Raw genomic sequence first — 19,655 nt, 5'->3', positions numbered from 1 at the left:
TAAAAACTATTGTCGGAAAATTTCAGCTATGATAACCACATGAAAGCGTTCACAAATTATACATTTTTCAAGGGGGAAGTATTATGCGTATAAATTTTAAAAACTTAACGGTACAAGTGCTGATTGCCATCGTACTCGGTATTATTGTTGGAGCCGCATTCCCAGAGTTCGGTGCTAGCTTAAAAATACTAGCTGATATATTTATTAAATTAATTAAGATGTTAATTGCACCTATAATTTTCTTAACGGTCGTTATCGGAATTGGTAGCATGGGCGATGTGAAAAAGGTCGGAAAAATTGGTGGGAAAGCATTAATTTATTTTGAAATTGTCTCTACTTTCGCACTTGCGATTGGCTTACTTGTAGTAAATATTATTCAACCTGGTAAAGGATTTAATACTGATGCAGCCAATGCTGCAGATGTTGCTCAATATACAGAGCAAGCTGCTGCTGCTGAGCATGGATTTGGAGCATTTATAATGCAAATTATCCCTGATAATGTAGTTGGTGCACTAGCAAATGGCGAGTTATTGCCTGTCTTATTTTCTGCAGTATTATTCGGTTTAGCTGCTGCTGCTATAGGTGAACCAGCAAAACCTGTTATCAAATTTTTTGAACACGTTGCAGATATTTTCTTTAAAATTGTCAATATGGTGATGAAAATTTCTCCAATTGGTGCATTTGGTGCGATGAGTTACACAATTGGGAACTTCGGTTTAAAATCGCTTGGTAATTTAGGTTTCTTAATGCTCTCTGTGTACCTTACAATGTTCCTATTTATTGTTGTCATTATTGGTTTAATTACACGTTACTTTGGCTTTAATATTTTTAAATTTATTAAATACATCAAAGATGAAATTTTTATCGTAATCGGTACTTCTTCTTCAGAATCTGCGCTACCTTCTATGATGCGCAAATTAGAAAATTACGGTTGTTCAAAACAAGTTGTTGGACTTGTTATGCCAACAGGTTATTCTTTTAACTTGGACGGTACTTCCATTTATTTATCCATGGCGGCTATTTTTATTGCCCAAGCTTATGGGGTAGATTTAGATATTTGGCATCAGCTTACTTTACTAGGGATTTTAATGTTAACTTCTAAAGGTGCTGCTGGTGTCACAGGCTCAGGCTTTATTACGCTAGCTGCAACACTTGCTGCATTCCCGATGATTCCTGTAGAAGGTATTGCTCTGTTAATAGGTGTAGACCGCTTTATGTCAGAGGCTCGTGCTGTCACTAACCTAATTGGTAACGGTGTAGCAACAGTTGTCGTATCGAAGATGGAAAAAGAATTTGATACGGACCAAGAAAAACGCGCTCTTTCAGGTGAAATGATTCACAACGCTTAAACATAAAACATCCAATCTACTAGTAAAGTTAGTAGATTGGATGTTTTTTTATAGTAAGTCAATCCTTTTGCTAGTTTTCTTCCACGCCCCGTGTCTTAAGAAATTTTGTAGTCAAGCGAATCAGAAAAGCACTTACTATTGCTATTCCCAAAAACGACGTCACTATAAAAACGATCGGGGAACCTATAAAAACGAACATCACATCGGTATGACTTTCTGCTACATATCTCTCCCCTAGTTTTACCTTTCCGAAAATCTCTTTACTATATGACCATCCATACATAATGAAAACGAATAGTATATGTAGGACTAACGAACAAAAAAATGCCTGCACAGCCGTTTTCAGCATAAACTTTTCCTAGTTAGCTGAAACATAGGAAAGAATGTACACCAAATCATCAATTTTTCCACTTCCCTTTTCTATGGAATAAATAACTATTTTAACATAAAAAGAAAAACCGTAACGCCTTCATTAGTAGCAAGAAGTTCGGTTTATCTTTTCTCTAAAAGGTTAAATATGTTCAAAATGGTTACTTTATTTCTCCTTCCAACACTTCAATCACTTCTTTTAGCGTATTGATTGTGCCGACATTGCCAGGGAAAATGATCGATTCGGAGCAGACAGCATGCACAAAGTTAAAATGATTCCCAACACTCAATAATGAAACCTCCAGTCTTGCTTACTCGTATAGTAAGTAAATTGGAGGTTTTTTTATGGCAACATTTACACTTACATATTCCCAAGCATTTGATAGACCGTCAAAGTACCCTATCCTAAATAGTCACCATGAAACAGTTTGTATTCTCCAACCTGTCGAACGTTCCAATATTGTAAAAGTACTGAATGTAGCTGCACTAGTAGCAACACAACAATCGTTGCCACATCGCTATGAAACGTGCACTACGAAAGGAGAAGCTCTTTTTCAAGTGCGTTCCACACTGATAACACAAGGTGTAAGCCATCACTTAATCATGCCAGATGGAAGCATGATACCTATTCAGCGAAAAACGGTTCAATTATTGGAATCTTCCTATTCCTTTACAATGGATGGCCTCGTCTTTCGTTTTGAGAAAGACTTTACTTCAACCGCATTTTTATATTGCAATGATGAAAAAATTGCGAGTGCAAGCTTTGTAGATAGTGGGATTCGTCGCGAAGGAATTGTCTTTAAACTGTTTCAATCAGATGATACTTTATTTGTCGCTTTAGTAGCCTCACTTTTTCAATCTCTATTCGCCATAGGTAACTAACGACACATATGCTATAATTTGAGTCATGCTATATAAATGTGAGGTACAGTATGAACGGTCAAAATCGAAAAGATATTTATCCGGGCCTAGAGGTCAATATAATTCTTAAAAAAGATCAGCGAACAGGTGTTAAAACGAGAGGTATCGTGAAAGATATTTTAACCAACTCCTCGAACCATCCACATGGTATTAAAGTTCGTTTAACAGATGGCCAAATAGGTAGAGTGTGTGACATACTATAAAAGTAAAGAACGTATAACAAAAGAGACTGTTCTAATAAAGAACAGTCTCTTTTGTTTGAAATTGTATGAGAATTGTTTGAGTGACTGGCACTTAAATTTGGACTTTTAATTCCTTTACATAGACAGCTGTTCCTGTGATTGAAATGTCCAATTCACCATCTACTTTGTTTACATGAACATGGACGCGACCATCTCGGTCAAGCTCTTGACCTTGCTCAACAACGAGTGTTTTTGGATATAACACTTCAGAATCGATGTACTTTGCGTAATATGCTCCCATGACGCCTGAAGCCGTCCCCGTTACGATATCTTGTATTGTGCCAGAGTATGGCGATGAAAAATGTCTAGCATGCATATCTGCCGACTTATCGAATGCTTGTAAACAAAATGGATGCAACGATGCTGTTGGCATTTCTTGTAATATAGACGGAAATGTAGCAGTTTGTGGACTCATTTTTTCAAACGAGGCTAAGTGTTGGACAGGTATTAATAAAGTCCATAAGCCTGTGCTCCCATAGACAATGGGTAATTCTGCATGTAATTCATCCTCGTTTAAACCGATCGACTGTGCAAGCGCTGCCTTAGAACCGTTAAAATCTACGAATTGTGGTGCCGCATGTTGCATTGTTATGTATAGCTTTTCCTCTTTTTCTTCCAGCAGGATTGGCAATATCCCCGCCTTCGTTTCAATTGTAATGCTTGATTTATTTGCTAAAAACCCTTGTGTTTGTAGAGCATAAATGGTTGCCATTGTGGCGTGTCCACATAAATCCACCTCGTGCCCTGGTGTAAAATAACGGATACGTATGTCTGCTTGATTAGATGGCAAGGCAAAGGCAGTTTCATTAAAGCCTACCATTTTAGCAATCTCTTGCATTTCTTGCTCACTGTATTGGCTTCCTTCCACTACAACCCCAGCAGGATTCCCCTTATTAGGCTCCGTACTAAATGCATCATAATGTTGAACAGTTACTATTTGCATAAACTTCCCCACTTTTTGTTAGAATGTTATCATGGTATTTGCCAGAACTTTTTTCTAATGAATTCTGCTACCTTTATCATAATGCATTTGATTATCCTATGGAGAAGTTTCTTTGAATTTTCATAATTGTTTGGGTGACTGGCACTGTCATTTTATTTTTATCGGGCGTTCCAAAGCCATCAGTTCTTCGTCCAGCGCTGATAATTGACTTTCCACTACATATTTTGCATCTGAAATGGCCGCATTATAAATATATGGAGCAATATTCTCTTTTATAAAATCAAATACCCTTTGTGCCTCAAAATCGGAAATATCCTCTTCACGTTGATTATAGAAAAAGCGTTGTATATCAGCGATGATTTGTTCTTGTTGCTCCTTAGTTAAACGAATAAACACAATTCGCCACTCCCTTCTGCATTGCGTTAAATCAAGTATAGACGAAGGTAGAAATTTGTATAGTGAATTTTTATTTTAATCGCATTTAAATGTAGGCTGTCATGAAGCGCTGGAACATCAGAACAATAATCCACCGTTTCGCTTCTCTTACATAAATGGATTCAAATTTATACTTCGATCACAAACACTTACAAGCCTTTCATCATGCGTTGCAATAATCACACTAGCACCGTTTTCACTACACTTTCTTAGTAGATTAATAATGATTTCTCTGTTCGATTGATCAAGAGAGGCTGTTGGTTCATCCGCAAAGATAATTGTGGCTTTCTTATAAATGGCGCGTGCTACGCCTAGACGCTGTTTTTCTCCTCCTGATAACACAGCCGCCATTTCCTGACCTCTTCCCCCAAGTCCAACCGTATGTAGAATTTCCTCCACAATCTTTGCCTTTGCTTGTTGCTTATTTAATGTCACGTTATAACTAATGTTTTCATCCTCAATAATCCCATAATCTTGATAAATAAATGCCGCTTTATCTTTCCAAAAACTTGTTTTTTCTTTTTCCTTCCATTTACTAGCATTTTGATTTTCTATTAGGATGTCCCCGCTATTAACTGATTGGATAAGCCCTAAACAATTTAACAGTGTTGTTTTGCCACTACCAGATGGACCGGTAATGGCAATCATTTCATTCGGGTTGATCTCAAGAGAAATATTAGAAAAAATCGTTTTGCCACTAATTTCAATGCCAATATTTTTCGTTTGAATAATCATATTCATTACTCCTTTAAGACATTAATTGTGCCGATGACTCGTACGATAAAATGCTTGTTTTGCGGAATTTTGAAAGGAAATGTAACTACCTAGCCAATATAAGATTCCGACAAGCAATGCAGATGAAAGTATAACGCTAAGTTGCATATAGTGGATAAAATAACCAATTATGGAACCGATAATTGTTGTTAAAATGATTGTCATTAGTTGTCGCTTTAAAGCCGGTCTAATAATCGATGTGTATGGGTAACCAAAGGTGTGCAAGGTAAAAATACGTTTACCATTCGTGCCTGCCCACAGTCTGCCATTTAATATAGCAGTCAACAGCATTGTTACGACAATAAGTATTCCTGATACAATATAGTAAACGTATTGTTGTTTAAACCTTTGAGCCGTTTCCAAAGCAACGTCTGCTATCCCATTAATCGACGTGATAGAAGGTTTCATAACGGAGTTAGCTAAAGCTGCTTGTAAATGATTCTCATCAAAAAAAACGATATTTCCACTAGAAGCTAAAGATATTAAGAACCCTTTCGTTTTTACAATGTCTGTTAGCTGACCATCTATCAGTATAACTAACGGATTTTCTGCTTGCACTGTTTCCCCTGCTAAACCAACATTTGGTGGTAATGCAAGAAATTTCGTTCCCACATATTCGTAAAAAGTTAAACCTTGCGCTGGATAAACATCATTATGTTTCGTCCATAGCGGAATTTGCCCTTCTAAAAAGGAAGCCAATTCATCTGGTAAATCTTTAACATTTTTTGCAATGAGTTTCCCGCCCTTGCCTTCTGTTTCCACACCTATTTCTAGCAAATCAATCCAAGCTCGATCTGTCATAATAATATGATCATAGCCACTCATCTCAGATGGCTCTAAAAAAATCGCTTTATCAATAACGTAAGAAAGGCTTACATTATTAGCTTTTTGCATTTTAGAAAAAAAAGCTTCTACCTCGGGAAGTGTCGACTCTTGTTCTAATGAATCCAAGTCAGACATGGATAGCCGAACGATATTGTGCATTTTGTCCCAAAGCGCATAGTCTTTTGACAGTTGATTGGTTATTAGTATAGATGTGATAATGGTCGGGATAACAATTAGCGATAAAATTATAACAAGAACATGACTTAGCTTTCCCATTATGGAAAACCGCTTCAACGGAATTTGTCTTTTGGCTATATGGGCAGCTTTTGGACTAGCAATTAGCGAAAGCAATGCTGTGATGATGGCAACGCCAATTAAGAATAGTATTAGACAAAGTAGTAGAGGATTCAATACGAATGGAATTTGTCGAATGTCCTTTACGACACCTACATAGCCTAATGAAATGAACAAACCTAACAAAAATCCGACAAAGATATAAGATAAAATTGTCGTTGTATCCTCCACATGGATTTTCCTTGTTTTGACACCGCCTAATAATCGAATAGACCTTGCTTTTGCGTGTTGAAATATCCACGTACTAATGGTCGTTACTAATAACAGCAAGGAAGCGAGCACTGCATTTCCTGTACCATTTTGAAATAAGAATGCATAAACTACTGTAAGTAGCGATGGTTCTTGAACAAATAAAATCCTAATTTGATGCTGTTGCGCCCAATGTTTCAGTGCTTCTTGGAAATCTTTTCCGGCGTTAAAAGCATAGGTGCCAGATAAAGAACGGGTGCCTATATCTGCAGTTGAAAGTAATTCACCTGTTAAAGAAGATTCGAACCATTTAATCGCATTCTGCTCTATAAGCAAGCCATGAAATGCTGGTTTAGCAGTCCCAAAATAAATAATATCTTTTTTATTGTCGTAGTTTTCTGGATCAACTGAAGTTTTGACTACAATTGCATTATATTGATCTGTTAGTCGGTTCAGATCCGAAATCAATTGATCTCTTGCAATAGTAGTTTCAGCAAGATTTAAATCAAATTGATTCGTAGTGCCTAATGGCAACCGCTGTTGGACAAGTGACGTATATTGAAAAATAAGCAGAGACAGCATCATTACACAAATCAAAGATGTCAGTTGCACTGCTCTTTTAAGCATAACCACTCCCCCTAAGTACTTAATTGAGAAGCTTGGAAAGCCTACTGCGAAAGACATTCCAAGCCTCTAAAGGATTAAAGTTCTAGTAATTAATCGCTTACCTTATAGTAATCTTCTCTAGAATTTTAAAAATGATGTATCTATTTTAAACATCGACATAGTATTAAAGAGATTATGTGTTTACAGCAACCTTATTTCTATCTAGTCTTTTTTCATCAAATTCATAGCTAAACAATTTCTTACATGAATTTATAACAATACCTACACTAAATAGTTCTGTTAATAATTGTCTTGTATCAGCACCTAATTTTCTTCTATCGACAATATCAGTTATTGCTTTATTTAATGAAGTTTGAACAGAATATTTTTGAGATCGATAATACTTATAGTTTGTATGAATAGCACGAATGGCTCTAGTAGCCCCGCCTAAAGCTTGTAAAGTAGATCTAATTTTCACCACTTTTGTTATTGGTAATGCATTTTGTAGTGCTGCTAATCCAACAGCACCGATACACCCAGCATAATCAGTCCAAGAGGCAAAAGTTGTCCTGCTTTTCCTTGAAGAAAGCTCAATTGGAACTTCTTTATTTTTAATAGTAGGGAAAACTAACGAATCCCCTTCTGCATACACTTCTACACCGGATTCTAAAAATAGCCACTCTGCCATTTCATCGGCACTAAGTTCCTCAATATCAGAAGGTAGCAACTCAATTGCTGCTAATATTTTATAAAAATCGGTATCTTCATTAAAAACAAAATCAATTAGATATTCTTCTAAATAAGGGTCCATTGTTACTGACTTATCCGAATTTGAATCCATTTGAACTGCATGTACATTCGTTAAATCAAATGAAAACATACTCACTAATAATCCTAAACAACAAACCATTAATGCGACTTTTTTAAATTTCATAATTATCTCCTTCCATAAATCATGTATAAAAATTTGATAGACTTTTTACTTTTTGAAAAATTTATCTCTATCCAAATATGTGAGTACGGAAAATCCTAAAATGCCAAATATCCCAAAAACCTTTATCCAAATAGGCGTACTTTCATAATCCCTGATTAATGATAGTAACGAAATAAATATTAGCATTAGATAAACATATGGTGCTGGAATCTTTTTAATTTTCACCTTCACCGCCTCTTTTCATACATCTCCAAAAATCAATAATTCTATTAATTTTTGCTAATTTGATTGTTCAAATTACGCTAAGTAGATTTTAACTGGTCACAGTAATTCAGTATCACTGTGCTTCCATGACAGCGATCCACTGTGTAGTAGGAACGCACTTTAACATCCCAAAATCCATACTCCCAAGTGCCACCTTCATTTGGATATTGTGTGATTGGTCCTGGTGCTAGCCATTTACGAGAAATGTCTCCTCGGTTGAATGGATCACTTTGTGTGGCAACCATTGATGTTGTAGCAATTAAAGGTTCCTGAATAGCTTTATGGGACACTGCCAAAACGCCAGATGGCAATAACAATAATGCCACCAACGCTAACACTACTATTTTCACCCTCACAGTTTTTTGGCTAACATATGGATCACCTCCTTTCATTTGACAAGGAAGAATTTTGCATAATAGCTATGTTTTATTAAGTACTTTACTTTTTGAAAAATTTATCTCTATCCAAATAGGTGAATACGGAAAATCCTAAAATGCTAAATATCGCAAAAACCGTTATCCAAGTAGGCTGACTATCATAATTCCTAATTAATATTATTAACGAAAGAAAAATTAGCATTAGAGTAAGATACGGTGCTGGAATCTTTTTAATTTTATCGCCTCTTTTCATATAGAAATATACCTCCTATTTCTAGCATTTTGTTATCGTCAACACTGTTCCATATTCCTACAATTTACATTCTCAATGGATTCTCATTTAATTATTTTTTATATAGCATAAGATGATAGAAAAATCAATATTTTTTAAATATTTATATAACAATAAAAAAATAGTAGATTTATCTGTAAGTCCATAGCAAAAAAACGCAACCTTTAAAGGAACTTCCTTTAAAAGTTGCGTTCATTCATACGCGAATCATACTATTTTTTACATTCAAACGAATAATTTGTTGCTAGAAAGCTCTTTTCTTTTGACACGATGGCTTTGCCTCCATCGTTTTCACATTGCGCAGTCATGGCATTTATTTTTTTCTCATTCATCATATTTGTCATAAGTGTCATACCGCCACCAAACACAGCAATTAGTAAGCCGATAATAATCCATAACTTGCCTGCATTATTCCCAGCAGGTTTCCCATTTGCCACATGTATTCCCCTCTCTTAAACAAATAAAAATGGTTCTGTATGAATAGTAGATTGGACAAATTCTACTCTATATTTTTTGGTCTCACACAATGTTGCCATTTTTTTCGCAACACCCGTAATCATTACTTTTTCAACATGATGACCTGGGTCTACAATTTGCAAACCAATTGCTTGTGCATCCTGTGCCGTATGGAAATACATATCGCCTGTTAAAAAGACATCGGCACCTGCACGCTTTGCCGTATAAATATACTTATTTCCATCTCCACCGACTAGTGCAATCTTTCTTACTGTTGACTGCAAATCGCCGACAACACGAACAGTTGGTACATCTAGTTGTTTCTTTACAAACTCTGCAAAATCTTGTAACAGCATTTCTTTTGGTAAATAGCCAACACGACCTAATCCCATACGATTCGTTTGTTGCTCCAAGCGAATGATATCATACGCAGGCTCCTCATATGGATGGGCATTTAACAGTGCCTTCAATACGCGGTTTTTAATGGACGCGGGCAAAACCACTTCCACTTTGACTTCTTCCTCGACATGTAATTCTCCAATAGAACCAACATGCGGATTTGCCCCTTCAAGTGCACGGAAACGCCCTTCTCCACTCGATGTATAACTGCACGCTTCATAAGAACCTAATCGACCTGCTCCCGCTTTTGCTAATGCCTCACGCAGCACGTCTGCATCGGCAGTCGGTACAAAAACGGTTAGTTTTAAAACATCCTCAGCATACGTTTCTTGTAAAATAGAGCGATTTTCGAGCAGCAATGCATCAGCTAATAAATCATTGACGCCACCTTCCGCTACATCTAAATTTGTATGTGCGGCATAGACCGCAATATCATGTTTAATAAGTTTTTCGTATAATTGTCCAGCGGGATTGTCCGTACGAATATTCGCTAGTCGACGGAAAATAGGCGGATGATGCGCTATAATCAGTTCACAGCCTTGGGCAATCGCTTCGTCTGCTACGGCGTCATTCACATCTAATGTCACTAATACTTTGTTTACAGGTTTATTTAACGTTCCAATGGCAAGTCCAATTGGATCATTCTCCATACATGCAAGATGCTTTGGTGACCATGATTCAAATAGTTGTATAATTTCCTGACCATTTACTGATTTCATGCTATAAAACTCCTTCCACTAACTCAAGTAGTGCTGTTAATTCTGCACGTTTTTCCTCAATTTCAAGAGTTGGCTCTGCCCCTTCAATGGACTGTAAAACACGTTGCCAATTTTCTTTTTCTCGTTGCCATTTCTTTAAAAAAGCTGGTGCTTTACGTAACAATAATTTAGGACCAAATAAGATTTCCGATGGAGATAACGTCATCGCTCCTCTTTGTAAGACAAGAATTTCGTATATTTTTTCATCTTCTTCTAAAATATCTTCATCGAGAATGGCCCAATTATTTGTTAAAGCCCATTCCCGGATAACTTTTGCATGAATATTAGGTTGCAAAATCAGACGTGTAACACCTTGTAAGCTTTGTGGATGTTTCTCTAATATCGACACAATGAGTGGTCCACCCATGCCAGCTATTGTTACAGTATCTACATGATCAGTTGCCTCCACTGCAGCTAAGCCATCTGCAAGTCTAACAGTAATTTTCTCCGTTAACCCTTCTTTTTTTACTTGTCCTAGCGCCGATTCATACGGTCCTTTTACAACCTCGCCAGCTACTGTGCTCGCAGCAATCCCCTTATGAATTAAATAGCATGGTAAATATGCATGATCACTGCCAATATCTGCTACAACCGCACCAGTTGGAACAAATTTTGCCACTGTTTCTAAACGTTTTGATAATTTTTGTGCGTTCATTTTAAACCGCCTACCTTATAAATATAGAGTCCACTCTAGTATGTATGATGTTGAACAAAAAAACAAATGGAGTTGTCTCAGATTTTTGAGCAACTCCATCATAATAGAAGCTGTACTAAAAGCGTAAAGACACTTTTTAGTACAGCCATTTTTTAAAACTATTTTAGAGTAGAAATGTACTCAGCGATTGCTTTTGCTTCCGCTTCGTTTTTCATTCCTGGTGTCATAGGTGTGCCTTCGATACCGTTTGTTAACACGTCTACGATACGAGCTTCATCTAAACCGTGTAGGTTTGGACCAACACCACCAGTTAAGTCACCACCGTGACAACCGATACAAGTTTGTACTAATGCAGAACCATCATCATTAGCTTCTGTAGTTTCGCCACCGCCCTCTTGTTCAGCAGCAATTTCTTTCTTGTTATCTGCGCCTTGTAAAGACATGAAGAAAATAAGACCTATACCAAATGCCAGAATCAAGATGTAAGGAACGACTGGATTGTTTTTCATATGTTTCCCCTCCTCATAATAAGTCTACTTCTATTATAATATAGAATCAGTCAACATCTAATATTGTACTGCATTAAACAAGAAACGAAAAGCCCCATTCGCTAAGTTTTCCTTTGTTTGTAACAATTTCGACATTTCTGTATCAATTGGATAAATTATGTCTTGTTAAACCCAAAATATGGACTGATAATGTACCTTCTAATAACTCAACTCTTTCACTTCTCGCCAATATTTTGCCACCATATTGGCAATCATATACGTCCAATGAAAAATTTAATAGCTGTCGTATAAAACCTTTATGTCCTATTATGCTGTTGATTTATCCTAACAATTTCACAAATAGGTTATACTATTATTTTGATATATTATTATTCGATGTTTTTTCTATTTTTTCTTCTATTTATACTTTTTTAAAAAAGTCATACTACTATATTACAAAAATAAAATACACTGCTATGAATGAAAAGTTCGTCATAGCGGTGTATTTTTTTACATAAAATTATACAAATAATAACCAATAAGTGCTAATAACCCGAGACCACCAGATACTGTGAAATAAAGCAACTTCATTTTGATACCTGATACTAGCCATACCCCACAATTTGCAGCGATAATGACAAACAGCACAGTATTATTTCCACTAAAATATGTAGTATACATGCGAATAGATAAGCTAAATAACAAGATAGCAGCAATAATATGAAAGACAGGTGCTAATAAGTTATTTTTGGTCGCAACTCGAAAAGCCATTATGAATAATGTAATTGTAGCAATGGCTACAATACCTGTTAATAAAAGCAATAAAGAAGTGACTGTAAAATAAATATACAAGAGCAGTAGCATACCCAAGCATAATCCCACTATGAAGAACATCATTTTTCGTTTTTCTAAAGGCAATACTGCCTGTTTATGAGTTGCTTCCTCTAGCTCTTCCACATCATTTCCCTCTGCATAAAGAGTGGCTAGAAAGTCACAGTAGTGCTCTGGTAATAGCTTATTTTGCTTCCAAAACAATATCTCATTTAAAATAATTTTTTTCCGTGGATTTGTCATCGTATTTTCTCCAAACATTGCTTAATAATGGTTGTACTACAATTTTATCTCACAATTAAAGAAAGAACATCTGTAAAAAGTCGCAAAAAACGGAACTTATCATCCGTTCAAATTATGTATTTTTACATCTCTTATATCATTATGTTAAATTAACATGGTTTAATAGTGTTCAAACTGCTAAATGTCCCAAAGAAGGACAGCTACTTTAAAAATAGCTTATAAAGAATAAACCCCGCTACAAAATTTAAGTGGCGGGGTTTGCATATATAAGTTTGAAGTTCTGTTTTACTCTAAGAAATCTTTTAAACGTTTACTGCGAGAAGGGTGGCGCAATTTACGAAGTGCTTTTGCCTCAATTTGACGAATACGTTCACGTGTTACACCAAATACTTTCCCTACTTCTTCTAACGTGCGTGTACGTCCATCATCTAAGCCAAAACGTAAACGTAGTACGTTTTCTTCACGGTCTGTTAATGTATCTAATACATCTTCTAGCTGTTCTTTTAACAATTCATAGGCTGCATGATCAGAAGGAGATTGAGCCTCTGAGTCTTCAATGAAGTCCCCTAAATGTGAATCGTCTTCTTCACCGATTGGCGTTTCAAGAGATACTGGTTCTTGCGCGATTTTTAAAATTTCACGTACTTTTTCAGGTGTTAAATCCATTTCCTCGCCAATTTCTTCTGGAGACGGTTCACGACCTAAGTCCTGTAATAATTGACGTTGCACACGAATTAATTTGTTAATTGTTTCTACCATGTGCACAGGGATACGTATTGTACGTGCTTGGTCTGCTATCGCACGTGTAATCGCTTGACGAATCCACCATGTTGCGTAAGTGGAGAACTTAAAACCTTTACGATAGTCGAATTTTTCAACTGCCTTAATAAGTCCCATATTCCCCTCTTGAATTAAATCAAGGAATAACATTCCACGGCCCACATAGCGTTTGGCGATTGATACAACAAGACGTAAATTCGCTTCAGCTAAACGTTTACGCGCTTCTTCATCCCCTTGCTCAATACGTTCTGCCAGTGCAATTTCTTGCTCAGCAGAAAGTAAATCTACACGACCAATCTCTTTCAAATACATACGAACAGGATCATTAATTTTTACCCCTGGTGGTACGCTTAAATCATTTAAATCGAACGTTTCTTCGTTAGCTTCTTCTTTCATTAAGCTTTCTTCTTCAAATTCTTCTTTACCGATAATTTGAATGTCTTTATGTTTTTCAAGATCTTCAGCGAAATGAAAAACTTCTTCATTTTCCAACTCATAGGGCAGTAATTTCTCTGAAATTTCTTTCATTGAAATTTCACCTTCTGTTTTCGCCTTTTCTTGTAGTAATTTTTTTGCTTCATCTAATGTAATTTCTACTTCTACCTCTTTTGAACGTTCAGACTTGTCCGCCATAAACCTTCCTCCTTCTAAACAACCGAATCGGGTTAAATCGCCGATAACGATTTTCTTAAATGAATAATCTGTTGGGCGATTTCAAGTGCACGCGCATACTCGTGCATCTTCTCCGCTTCCTTTGACTCATGCATCTTTTGATGAATTTCCTGCTCAATTCTATATTTTTGAAGCTGTCGAATAGAATCTGTAACCTCTGACTCTGCTTGGTCTGGATCCCTTTCCACTAAAGCAGCTTCCATCACAATTTTGCGTAATTCAGCGTCATCTAATATCTCGACAAAGCGCTGATAATCTGGATGACCATATTCCTCATAAAATCCTACCAATCGAACAAAAACTGCCATATATGCATCTCGTACAAAAGGCTCTTTTTGCTCACTACGTAATACCCTGTCCACTACATCTATATTATGAAGCATATGAGCCAGTAATAAACGTTCGGCACGTTCTGCTGCGTCCATAGGCTTTTGTCGCTGCGTGACTGGCATCGAAGGTGTATGCGTTGGCATTTCCACTTTCGCAGTGCGTACCTGATTTGCCTCTAGTTTTCGGAATTGGGCATAAATTGCTTCTTCCGAAATCGTTGTTTCATTCGATAGCTGTCGGATATACAAATCTCGTTCAATCGGTGAGGAGCTACCCACTAATTGTTCGAGTACTTCTTGAATATATTGAAGCGTATCATTTTCAAACTGAAAATTCTTATTTCGTCTAGCATGCATCATCATAAAAGCAATATACGTATGTGGGTTTTCCAAAATCTGTTCCTTAAAAGCCTGTCCACCTAGACTTTGAATATACTCATCAGGATCTAGTTTATCTGGTATCACCGCAATATTCACTTTCATGCGCTCCGTTTGTAATAACTGTGCCGCTCGTTTCGCCGCATCAAATCCAGCATTATCACCGTCATAGCAAATCGTAACTTGCTCTACTAAGCGCTTTAGCTTTGTGATATGCTGATTCGTAAGCGAAGTACCCATTGTTGCTACGGCATTTGTTACACCAACTGAAGTTGCAGCTAAAACATCCATAAAACCTTCCATCAACACTACTTGACGATTTTTTCTAATAGAGGTTCGTGCTTTGTCTAGGTTATATAGCACTTCACTCTTTTGAAAAATTGGTGATTCTGGACTATTTAAATATTTTGCCTCTTCACCTGTCGATGACAGAATTCGCCCTGAGAAGGCAATAATTTTACCGTTCTCATCACGAATTGGAAACATAATACGTCCCCGAAAACGATCAAAATAGCGTTCTTCTCCTTCACGTTTGATTACTAGACCACTATCTGCGATTTCTTGTAAGTTATAACCTTTTCTTTCAAGCAATATCGTTAATGCATCAAAGCTTGGGAGAGACCATCCAATGCTATTAGATTCGATAAGTTCCCTTGTAAATCCTCTTTCTAGCAAATAATTTAAAGGCTCTTCCCCATCTTCTGTGTTCAGCAATAAATGATGAAAAAAATCTGCCGCAAAAGCATGTGCTTCTTTCATCCTTTCTTCCGCTTTTGAAATCTTTGTCGTCGCTTGAGGCAAAGTTGGACCAACATCTAAATGTACACCCACACGTTCACCTAGTTTGACGACTGCATCTGGGAAAGAAATCCCTTCGATATCCATGACGAAAGTAATGGCATTACCGCCTGCACCGCAACCAAAACAATGAAAAATCTGTTTGTCGGTTGACACAGAAAAAGATGGCGTTTGTTCTCCATGAAAAGGACAGAGACCAAACCAATTGCGCCCGCGCTTTGTTAGCTGCATATATTCGCTAATAACATCGACAATATCCGATTGTGTACGAATCTGCTCAATCACTTCTTCTGGTATTTTCCCTGCCAAATTCATCACCATCTTTAATTTACGTTCTAGAACACAATTCGATATCCGTTTTAAAAATCCTTTATTTCTCGACAAAAAAATAGGATTTTTCTCTTTTTAAATATTTTTACCACAATTTTATTATTATAAAACAAAAATTAGTATTTATCTATACCAATTTCAAAACCCACTCAAAAAAACCGCCTCTACTACCCCGAGGTGGTTTACACAATTTGGTTTCTTATTTACAACTTGCTAGCTGTTCAATAATAATATTCGCTGTTTCCTCTACAGCTTTATTTGTTACATCAATCACTTTACAACCTATTTTCTCAACAACTTGTTCAAAATGTTGAATCTCCTCTAAAATACGGACATGCTGAGCATAGATGGCATCATCATTTAACCCTAATGTCATTAATCTTTCTTTTCGGATTGAATTTAATTTATCAGGAGAGATAACTAAACCAAAGCATTTCTTCGGATCGATTTTAAATAATTCTTCTGGTGGCGCGACCTCCGGGACTAATGGTACATTTGCCACCTTATAACGTTTATGTGCTAAATACTGTGAAAGAGGCGTTTTTGATGTACGTGAAACACCCACAAGTACAATATCAGCTTGCAATAAGCCTCGTGGATCTCTGCCATCATCGTATTTCACCGCAAATTCTATCGCCTCAATTTTTTTAAAATAGTCGTCATCAAGTTGATGCACAATGCCCGGTGTCTCTAATGGCATTTCTTCCATAAAGGTTGCCATCGATTTCAACGCTGGTCCTAAAATATCTACAGCATGTACTTTTTCTTTCTCACATAAATCATGTAGTAATGTACGCATGTCTTGTCGAACAAGTGTATAGACAACAAATGCCTTCTGTTTTGCAGCGAGGCACACAATTTTTCGAACAAGCTCCTCTGTTTGAATATGTGGAAAGCGCCGAATAATCGTATTTTCCAAGCCTGGTCGGAACTGGCTAATTACGGCTTTGGCTACTTGATCCCCAGTTTCGCCGACTGAATCAGATACAACAAAAACTCGTAGTCTTTTCATGCTGTTCCCCTTCAATTTTTAGACATTTTGCGCAAGCGACAGGAAAGCACGTGTAATGGTCGTTTTAGTAAGACGACCTACAATCGTCAATCCACCCTCTTGTGGTTCGATTACCGGTAATGAATCTACTTCTCGTTCTATTAGCTTATTAGCTGCAACAACTAACGAATCGGATCTTTCACAGTACGAGATATTTGGCATTCGTGTCATAATAATATGTACAGGAATTTTATTTAAATCCTGCGTGCCAATACTTGTACGCAGTAAATCTTTACGAGACAGAACACCTGTCAAAAATTCGTTTTTATCGACAACGAAAAGGGTCCCGACATCCTCTGAAAACATGAAGCAAATGGCATCATACACCGTCATTGTTTCAGGTACAACAACAGGTCCAGAGTGAAAATCTTTAACTTTTAAATTGTTAATGCTATCCGTTAATGTTACGGATGTTTTTTTACCAGAATAGAAATAACCAACTCTTGGTCTAGCATCTAAAAAGCCAGCCATTGTCAAAATGGCTAAATCTGGTCTTAAAGTCGCTCTTGTCAGATTGAGACGTTCTGCAATATGTTCCCCTGTTATCGGGCCGTTCTCTTTCACAATTTGTAAAATGTCTTCCTGACGTTTATTGAGTTCGATTGGACTCACCGCCTCAAATCTAATAGTGTTATACTTATGCTCAATTATTATATACTATTTTAATGGTTATTGCGAAGAAAAGAACTACATGCTACAATATTGACACAGACGCTTGCTCTCCATGTATTTTCGAGCAATCTTGCGTTATACAGGCGATGATAGGAAAAAAGTATCTGTTCATTTATTTAGCGAGTAGAAGATGGTGAAAGTCTACATAGCAACAGAGAAAGGCACTCCTTGAGCTAACTTTTTGAAAAGAGGTTTTAAACAAAGCGTTTAAAACAATCAGGGTGGAACCGCGGGTATTAGCACTCGTCCCTGGGCATTTTCGTGCCCGGAGACGGGTGCTATTTTTATTTTGGATATGGCGAATTCTTATTTTCAACAAATATGAGGGTAATCTATCATGATTGTTGTCTATCTATTCGTCCTATCAGACAGTTACGTTTCACTCAAATGCAAGGAAAAATTACGAAGGAGGCTATTATTATGGCTAACAAATCAATGGAAACAATTGTATCTTTAGCAAAGCATCGTGGCTTTGTCTTCCCGGGTTCTGAAATCTACGGAGGTTTAGCAAATACTTGGGATTATGGTCCACTGGGTGTGGAATTAAAAAACAATGTCAAAAAAGCTTGGTGGCAAAAATTTGTCCAAGAATCTGAACATAATGTTGGAATCGATGCGGCTATCCTGATGAATCCAAAAGCATGGGTTGCATCTGGTCACGTTGGCAACTTCAACGACCCAATGGTAGACTGTAAAGCTTGTAAAGCGCGTCACCGTGCAGATAAAATCATTGAAGATGCTGCGCTAGCAAAAGGTGATGAAATTATCGTTGATGGTATGACATTCGATCAAATGAAAGAAACAATGGTGAAATACGATGTTGTCTGCCCTGATTGCGGCAAAGCAGATTTCACTGATATTCGTCAGTTCAACTTAATGTTTAAAACATTCCAAGGTGTAACAGAATCTTCAACAAATGAAATTTACCTTCGTCCAGAAACAGCACAAGGAATTTTCGTTAACTTTAAAAACGTACAACGTTCTATGCGTAAACGTACACCATTTGGTATCGCACAAATCGGGAAGTCTTTCCGTAACGAAATTACGCCAGGGAACTTCACATTCCGTACTCGTGAATTTGAACAAATGGAGCTTGAATTTTTCTGCAAGCCTGGTGAAGACCTTGAGTGGCATGCCTATTGGAAAGAATTCTGTAAAAACTGGTTGTTAAACTTAGGTATGAAAGAAGATTCTATGCGTCTACGTGACCACGAGGAAGATGAATTATCGCATTACTCAAATGCAACAACTGATATCGAATTTAAATTCCCATTCGGCTGGGGCGAGCTTTGGGGTGTAGCTGATCGTACAGACTACGACTTAAAACAACATATGGAACATTCAGGCGAAGATTTCACTTATATTGATCCAGTAACAAACGAGCGTTATGTACCATATTGTATCGAACCATCTTTAGGTGCTGACCGTGTGACATTAGCATTTTTATGTGACGCCTATGATGAAGAAGAGCTTGAAGGTGATGACAAACGTACCGTATTACGTTTCCACCCTGCTTTAGCACCATTTAAAGCAGCTGTTCTTCCACTTTCTAAAAAATTATCTGATGAAGCTGCAGATGTATGGTCAGCGTTACGCAAATCATTCCCTGTTGATTTTGATGAGTCTCAATCAATCGGTAAACGCTACCGCCGTCAAGACGAAATCGGTACGCCATTCTGTATTACATTCGATTTCGATTCAAAAGAAGATGGTCAAGTAACTGTTCGTCATCGTGATTCAATGGAACAAGTACGTATGCCAATCGCTGATGTGAAAGCATATATCGAAAAGCATCTTCAATTTTAATTCAAACGATTAGTTAGGTTTTAAGCAAAGAAAACGTGTTAGATTGATTACAGTCAATCTAACACGTTTTTGCTTCGGCAATGCTTTTTGTGGGCATACACGTAAGCTGTAACACTAGTGTATGTCTAGTTGTTT

At 37.0% G+C, this 19,655-nt stretch carries 20 protein-coding genes and 1 other annotated feature; of the genes, 4 read left to right on the top strand and 16 right to left on the bottom strand.

Features of this window, described 5'->3' with window-relative positions:
* Positions 1 to 83 precede the first annotated feature (83 nt).
* Entirely contained in the window at positions 84 to 1,349 is a 1,266-nt protein-coding gene (locus tag FC748_RS02570; RefSeq protein ID WP_024362999.1) for a dicarboxylate/amino acid:cation symporter, read from the top strand.
* Positions 1,350 to 1,879: 530 nt separating this feature from the next.
* Here FC748_RS02570 and FC748_RS22360 read toward each other — a convergent pair.
* On the bottom strand, positions 1,880 to 2,008 hold the full coding sequence (locus FC748_RS22360; RefSeq protein WP_258842304.1) for a hypothetical protein: 129 nt from the start codon (positions 2,006 to 2,008) through the stop codon (positions 1,880 to 1,882).
* Positions 2,009 to 2,063: 55 nt separating this feature from the next.
* On the opposite strand from FC748_RS22360, the gene FC748_RS02565 reads away from it, so the two are divergent.
* Together FC748_RS02565 and FC748_RS02560 are read left to right on the top strand one after the other, a co-directional pair.
* A complete protein-coding gene (locus FC748_RS02565) occupies positions 2,064 to 2,600 on the top strand; it encodes a tubby C-terminal domain-like protein (RefSeq protein ID WP_108029789.1) in 537 nt (178 codons plus the stop codon).
* 50 nt (positions 2,601 to 2,650) lie between these two features.
* Positions 2,651 to 2,842: a YwbE family protein gene (locus FC748_RS02560; protein WP_108029790.1), complete on the top strand. Its 192-nt coding sequence runs from the start codon at positions 2,651 to 2,653 to the stop codon at positions 2,840 to 2,842.
* A 91-nt stretch (positions 2,843 to 2,933) separates the two neighbouring features.
* On the opposite strand, the gene FC748_RS02555 is transcribed toward FC748_RS02560, so the two are convergent.
* From FC748_RS02555 to ccpN, 15 genes are all read right to left on the bottom strand, one after another.
* A complete protein-coding gene (locus FC748_RS02555) occupies positions 2,934 to 3,824 on the bottom strand; it encodes a PhzF family protein (RefSeq protein ID WP_024363007.1) in 891 nt (296 codons plus the stop codon).
* Positions 3,825 to 3,971: 147 nt separating this feature from the next.
* Positions 3,972 to 4,220: a DUF2164 domain-containing protein gene (locus FC748_RS02550; protein WP_108029791.1), complete on the bottom strand. Its 249-nt coding sequence runs from the start codon at positions 4,218 to 4,220 to the stop codon at positions 3,972 to 3,974.
* 147 nt (positions 4,221 to 4,367) lie between these two features.
* A complete protein-coding gene (locus FC748_RS02545) occupies positions 4,368 to 4,994 on the bottom strand; it encodes an ABC transporter ATP-binding protein (RefSeq protein ID WP_108029792.1) in 627 nt (208 codons plus the stop codon).
* A 21-nt stretch (positions 4,995 to 5,015) separates the two neighbouring features.
* Positions 5,016 to 7,028: a bacteriocin-associated integral membrane family protein gene (locus FC748_RS02540; RefSeq protein ID WP_108029793.1), complete on the bottom strand. Its 2,013-nt coding sequence runs from the start codon at positions 7,026 to 7,028 to the stop codon at positions 5,016 to 5,018.
* A 172-nt stretch (positions 7,029 to 7,200) separates the two neighbouring features.
* Positions 7,201 to 7,941 carry a hypothetical protein gene (locus tag FC748_RS02535; RefSeq protein WP_108029794.1) on the bottom strand — a complete coding sequence of 247 codons (741 nt, stop codon included), beginning with the start codon at positions 7,939 to 7,941 and terminating at the stop codon, positions 7,201 to 7,203.
* A 302-nt stretch (positions 7,942 to 8,243) separates the two neighbouring features.
* Positions 8,244 to 8,543, bottom strand: coding sequence for a lactococcin 972 family bacteriocin (locus tag FC748_RS02530; RefSeq protein WP_244311189.1), 300 nt, complete (start codon positions 8,541 to 8,543; stop codon positions 8,244 to 8,246).
* Between the two features lie 543 nt (positions 8,544 to 9,086).
* The gene (locus tag FC748_RS02525; RefSeq protein ID WP_025220024.1) at positions 9,087 to 9,311 is read right to left on the bottom strand and encodes a hypothetical protein; all 225 of its coding nucleotides are present in this window, start codon (positions 9,309 to 9,311) and stop codon (positions 9,087 to 9,089) included.
* 15 nt (positions 9,312 to 9,326) lie between these two features.
* Positions 9,327 to 10,448: a Nif3-like dinuclear metal center hexameric protein gene (locus tag FC748_RS02520; RefSeq protein WP_108029796.1), complete on the bottom strand. Its 1,122-nt coding sequence runs from the start codon at positions 10,446 to 10,448 to the stop codon at positions 9,327 to 9,329.
* Between the two features lies 1 nt (position 10,449).
* The gene (locus FC748_RS02515; RefSeq protein WP_108029797.1) at positions 10,450 to 11,142 is read right to left on the bottom strand and encodes a tRNA (adenine(22)-N(1))-methyltransferase; all 693 of its coding nucleotides are present in this window, start codon (positions 11,140 to 11,142) and stop codon (positions 10,450 to 10,452) included.
* Between the two features lie 158 nt (positions 11,143 to 11,300).
* Positions 11,301 to 11,651: a cytochrome c550 gene (gene cccA / locus FC748_RS02510; protein WP_024363017.1), complete on the bottom strand. Its 351-nt coding sequence runs from the start codon at positions 11,649 to 11,651 to the stop codon at positions 11,301 to 11,303.
* A 489-nt stretch (positions 11,652 to 12,140) separates the two neighbouring features.
* Complete coding sequence (locus tag FC748_RS02505; RefSeq protein WP_024363018.1) at positions 12,141 to 12,704, bottom strand: hypothetical protein; 564 nt, start codon at positions 12,702 to 12,704, stop codon at positions 12,141 to 12,143.
* 285 nt (positions 12,705 to 12,989) lie between these two features.
* Complete coding sequence (gene rpoD / locus FC748_RS02500) at positions 12,990 to 14,117, bottom strand: RNA polymerase sigma factor RpoD (RefSeq protein WP_024363019.1); 1,128 nt, start codon at positions 14,115 to 14,117, stop codon at positions 12,990 to 12,992.
* 32 nt (positions 14,118 to 14,149) lie between these two features.
* Positions 14,150 to 15,982, bottom strand: a complete 1,833-nt coding sequence (gene dnaG, locus FC748_RS02495; protein ID WP_029747262.1) for a DNA primase — start codon at positions 15,980 to 15,982, stop codon at positions 14,150 to 14,152.
* Between the two features lie 208 nt (positions 15,983 to 16,190).
* On the bottom strand, positions 16,191 to 17,003 hold the full coding sequence (locus FC748_RS02490) for a pyruvate, water dikinase regulatory protein (protein ID WP_024363021.1): 813 nt from the start codon (positions 17,001 to 17,003) through the stop codon (positions 16,191 to 16,193).
* An 18-nt stretch (positions 17,004 to 17,021) separates the two neighbouring features.
* A complete protein-coding gene (gene ccpN, locus FC748_RS02485; RefSeq protein WP_024363022.1) occupies positions 17,022 to 17,654 on the bottom strand; it encodes a transcriptional regulator CcpN in 633 nt (210 codons plus the stop codon).
* Positions 17,655 to 17,791: 137 nt separating this feature from the next.
* Positions 17,792 to 17,968: a binding site (T-box leader), on the top strand.
* A 166-nt stretch (positions 17,969 to 18,134) separates the two neighbouring features.
* Between ccpN and FC748_RS02480 the strand changes: the two genes are divergently transcribed.
* Positions 18,135 to 19,520 carry a glycine--tRNA ligase gene (locus FC748_RS02480; RefSeq protein WP_024363023.1) on the top strand — a complete coding sequence of 462 codons (1,386 nt, stop codon included), beginning with the start codon at positions 18,135 to 18,137 and terminating at the stop codon, positions 19,518 to 19,520.
* Positions 19,521 to 19,655 lie beyond the last annotated feature (135 nt).

Source organism: Lysinibacillus sphaericus (assembly GCF_005217585.1).
GTDB lineage: Bacteria > Bacillota > Bacilli > Bacillales_A > Planococcaceae > Lysinibacillus > Lysinibacillus sphaericus.
This window is presented reverse-complemented; position numbering and strand designations above follow the sequence as displayed.

Bases quoted from the DNA above. Each gene is read 5' to 3' on its own strand.
- rpoD (WP_024363019.1), bottom strand. From the start codon at position 14,117: ATGGCGGACAAGTCTGAACGTTCAAAAGAGGTAGAAGTAGAAATTACA.
- FC748_RS02505 (WP_024363018.1), bottom strand. From the start codon at position 12,704: ATGACAAATCCACGGAAAAAAATTATTTTAAATGAGATATTGTTTTGG.
- FC748_RS02570 (WP_024362999.1), top strand. From the start codon at position 84: ATGCGTATAAATTTTAAAAACTTAACGGTACAAGTGCTGATTGCCATC.
- FC748_RS02565 (WP_108029789.1), top strand. From the start codon at position 2,064: ATGGCAACATTTACACTTACATATTCCCAAGCATTTGATAGACCGTCA.
- FC748_RS02555 (WP_024363007.1), bottom strand. From the start codon at position 3,824: ATGCAAATAGTAACTGTTCAACATTATGATGCATTTAGTACGGAGCCT.
- cccA (WP_024363017.1), bottom strand. From the start codon at position 11,651: ATGAAAAACAATCCAGTCGTTCCTTACATCTTGATTCTGGCATTTGGT.
- FC748_RS02480 (WP_024363023.1), top strand. From the start codon at position 18,135: ATGGCTAACAAATCAATGGAAACAATTGTATCTTTAGCAAAGCATCGT.
- FC748_RS02545 (WP_108029792.1), bottom strand. From the start codon at position 4,994: ATGATTATTCAAACGAAAAATATTGGCATTGAAATTAGTGGCAAAACG.
- FC748_RS02490 (WP_024363021.1), bottom strand. From the start codon at position 17,003: ATGAAAAGACTACGAGTTTTTGTTGTATCTGATTCAGTCGGCGAAACT.
- FC748_RS02520 (WP_108029796.1), bottom strand. From the start codon at position 10,448: ATGAAATCAGTAAATGGTCAGGAAATTATACAACTATTTGAATCATGG.
- dnaG (WP_029747262.1), bottom strand. From the start codon at position 15,982: ATGGTGATGAATTTGGCAGGGAAAATACCAGAAGAAGTGATTGAGCAG.
- FC748_RS02535 (WP_108029794.1), bottom strand. From the start codon at position 7,941: ATGAAATTTAAAAAAGTCGCATTAATGGTTTGTTGTTTAGGATTATTA.
- FC748_RS02540 (WP_108029793.1), bottom strand. From the start codon at position 7,028: ATGCTTAAAAGAGCAGTGCAACTGACATCTTTGATTTGTGTAATGATG.
- FC748_RS02515 (WP_108029797.1), bottom strand. From the start codon at position 11,142: ATGAACGCACAAAAATTATCAAAACGTTTAGAAACAGTGGCAAAATTT.
- FC748_RS02560 (WP_108029790.1), top strand. From the start codon at position 2,651: ATGAACGGTCAAAATCGAAAAGATATTTATCCGGGCCTAGAGGTCAAT.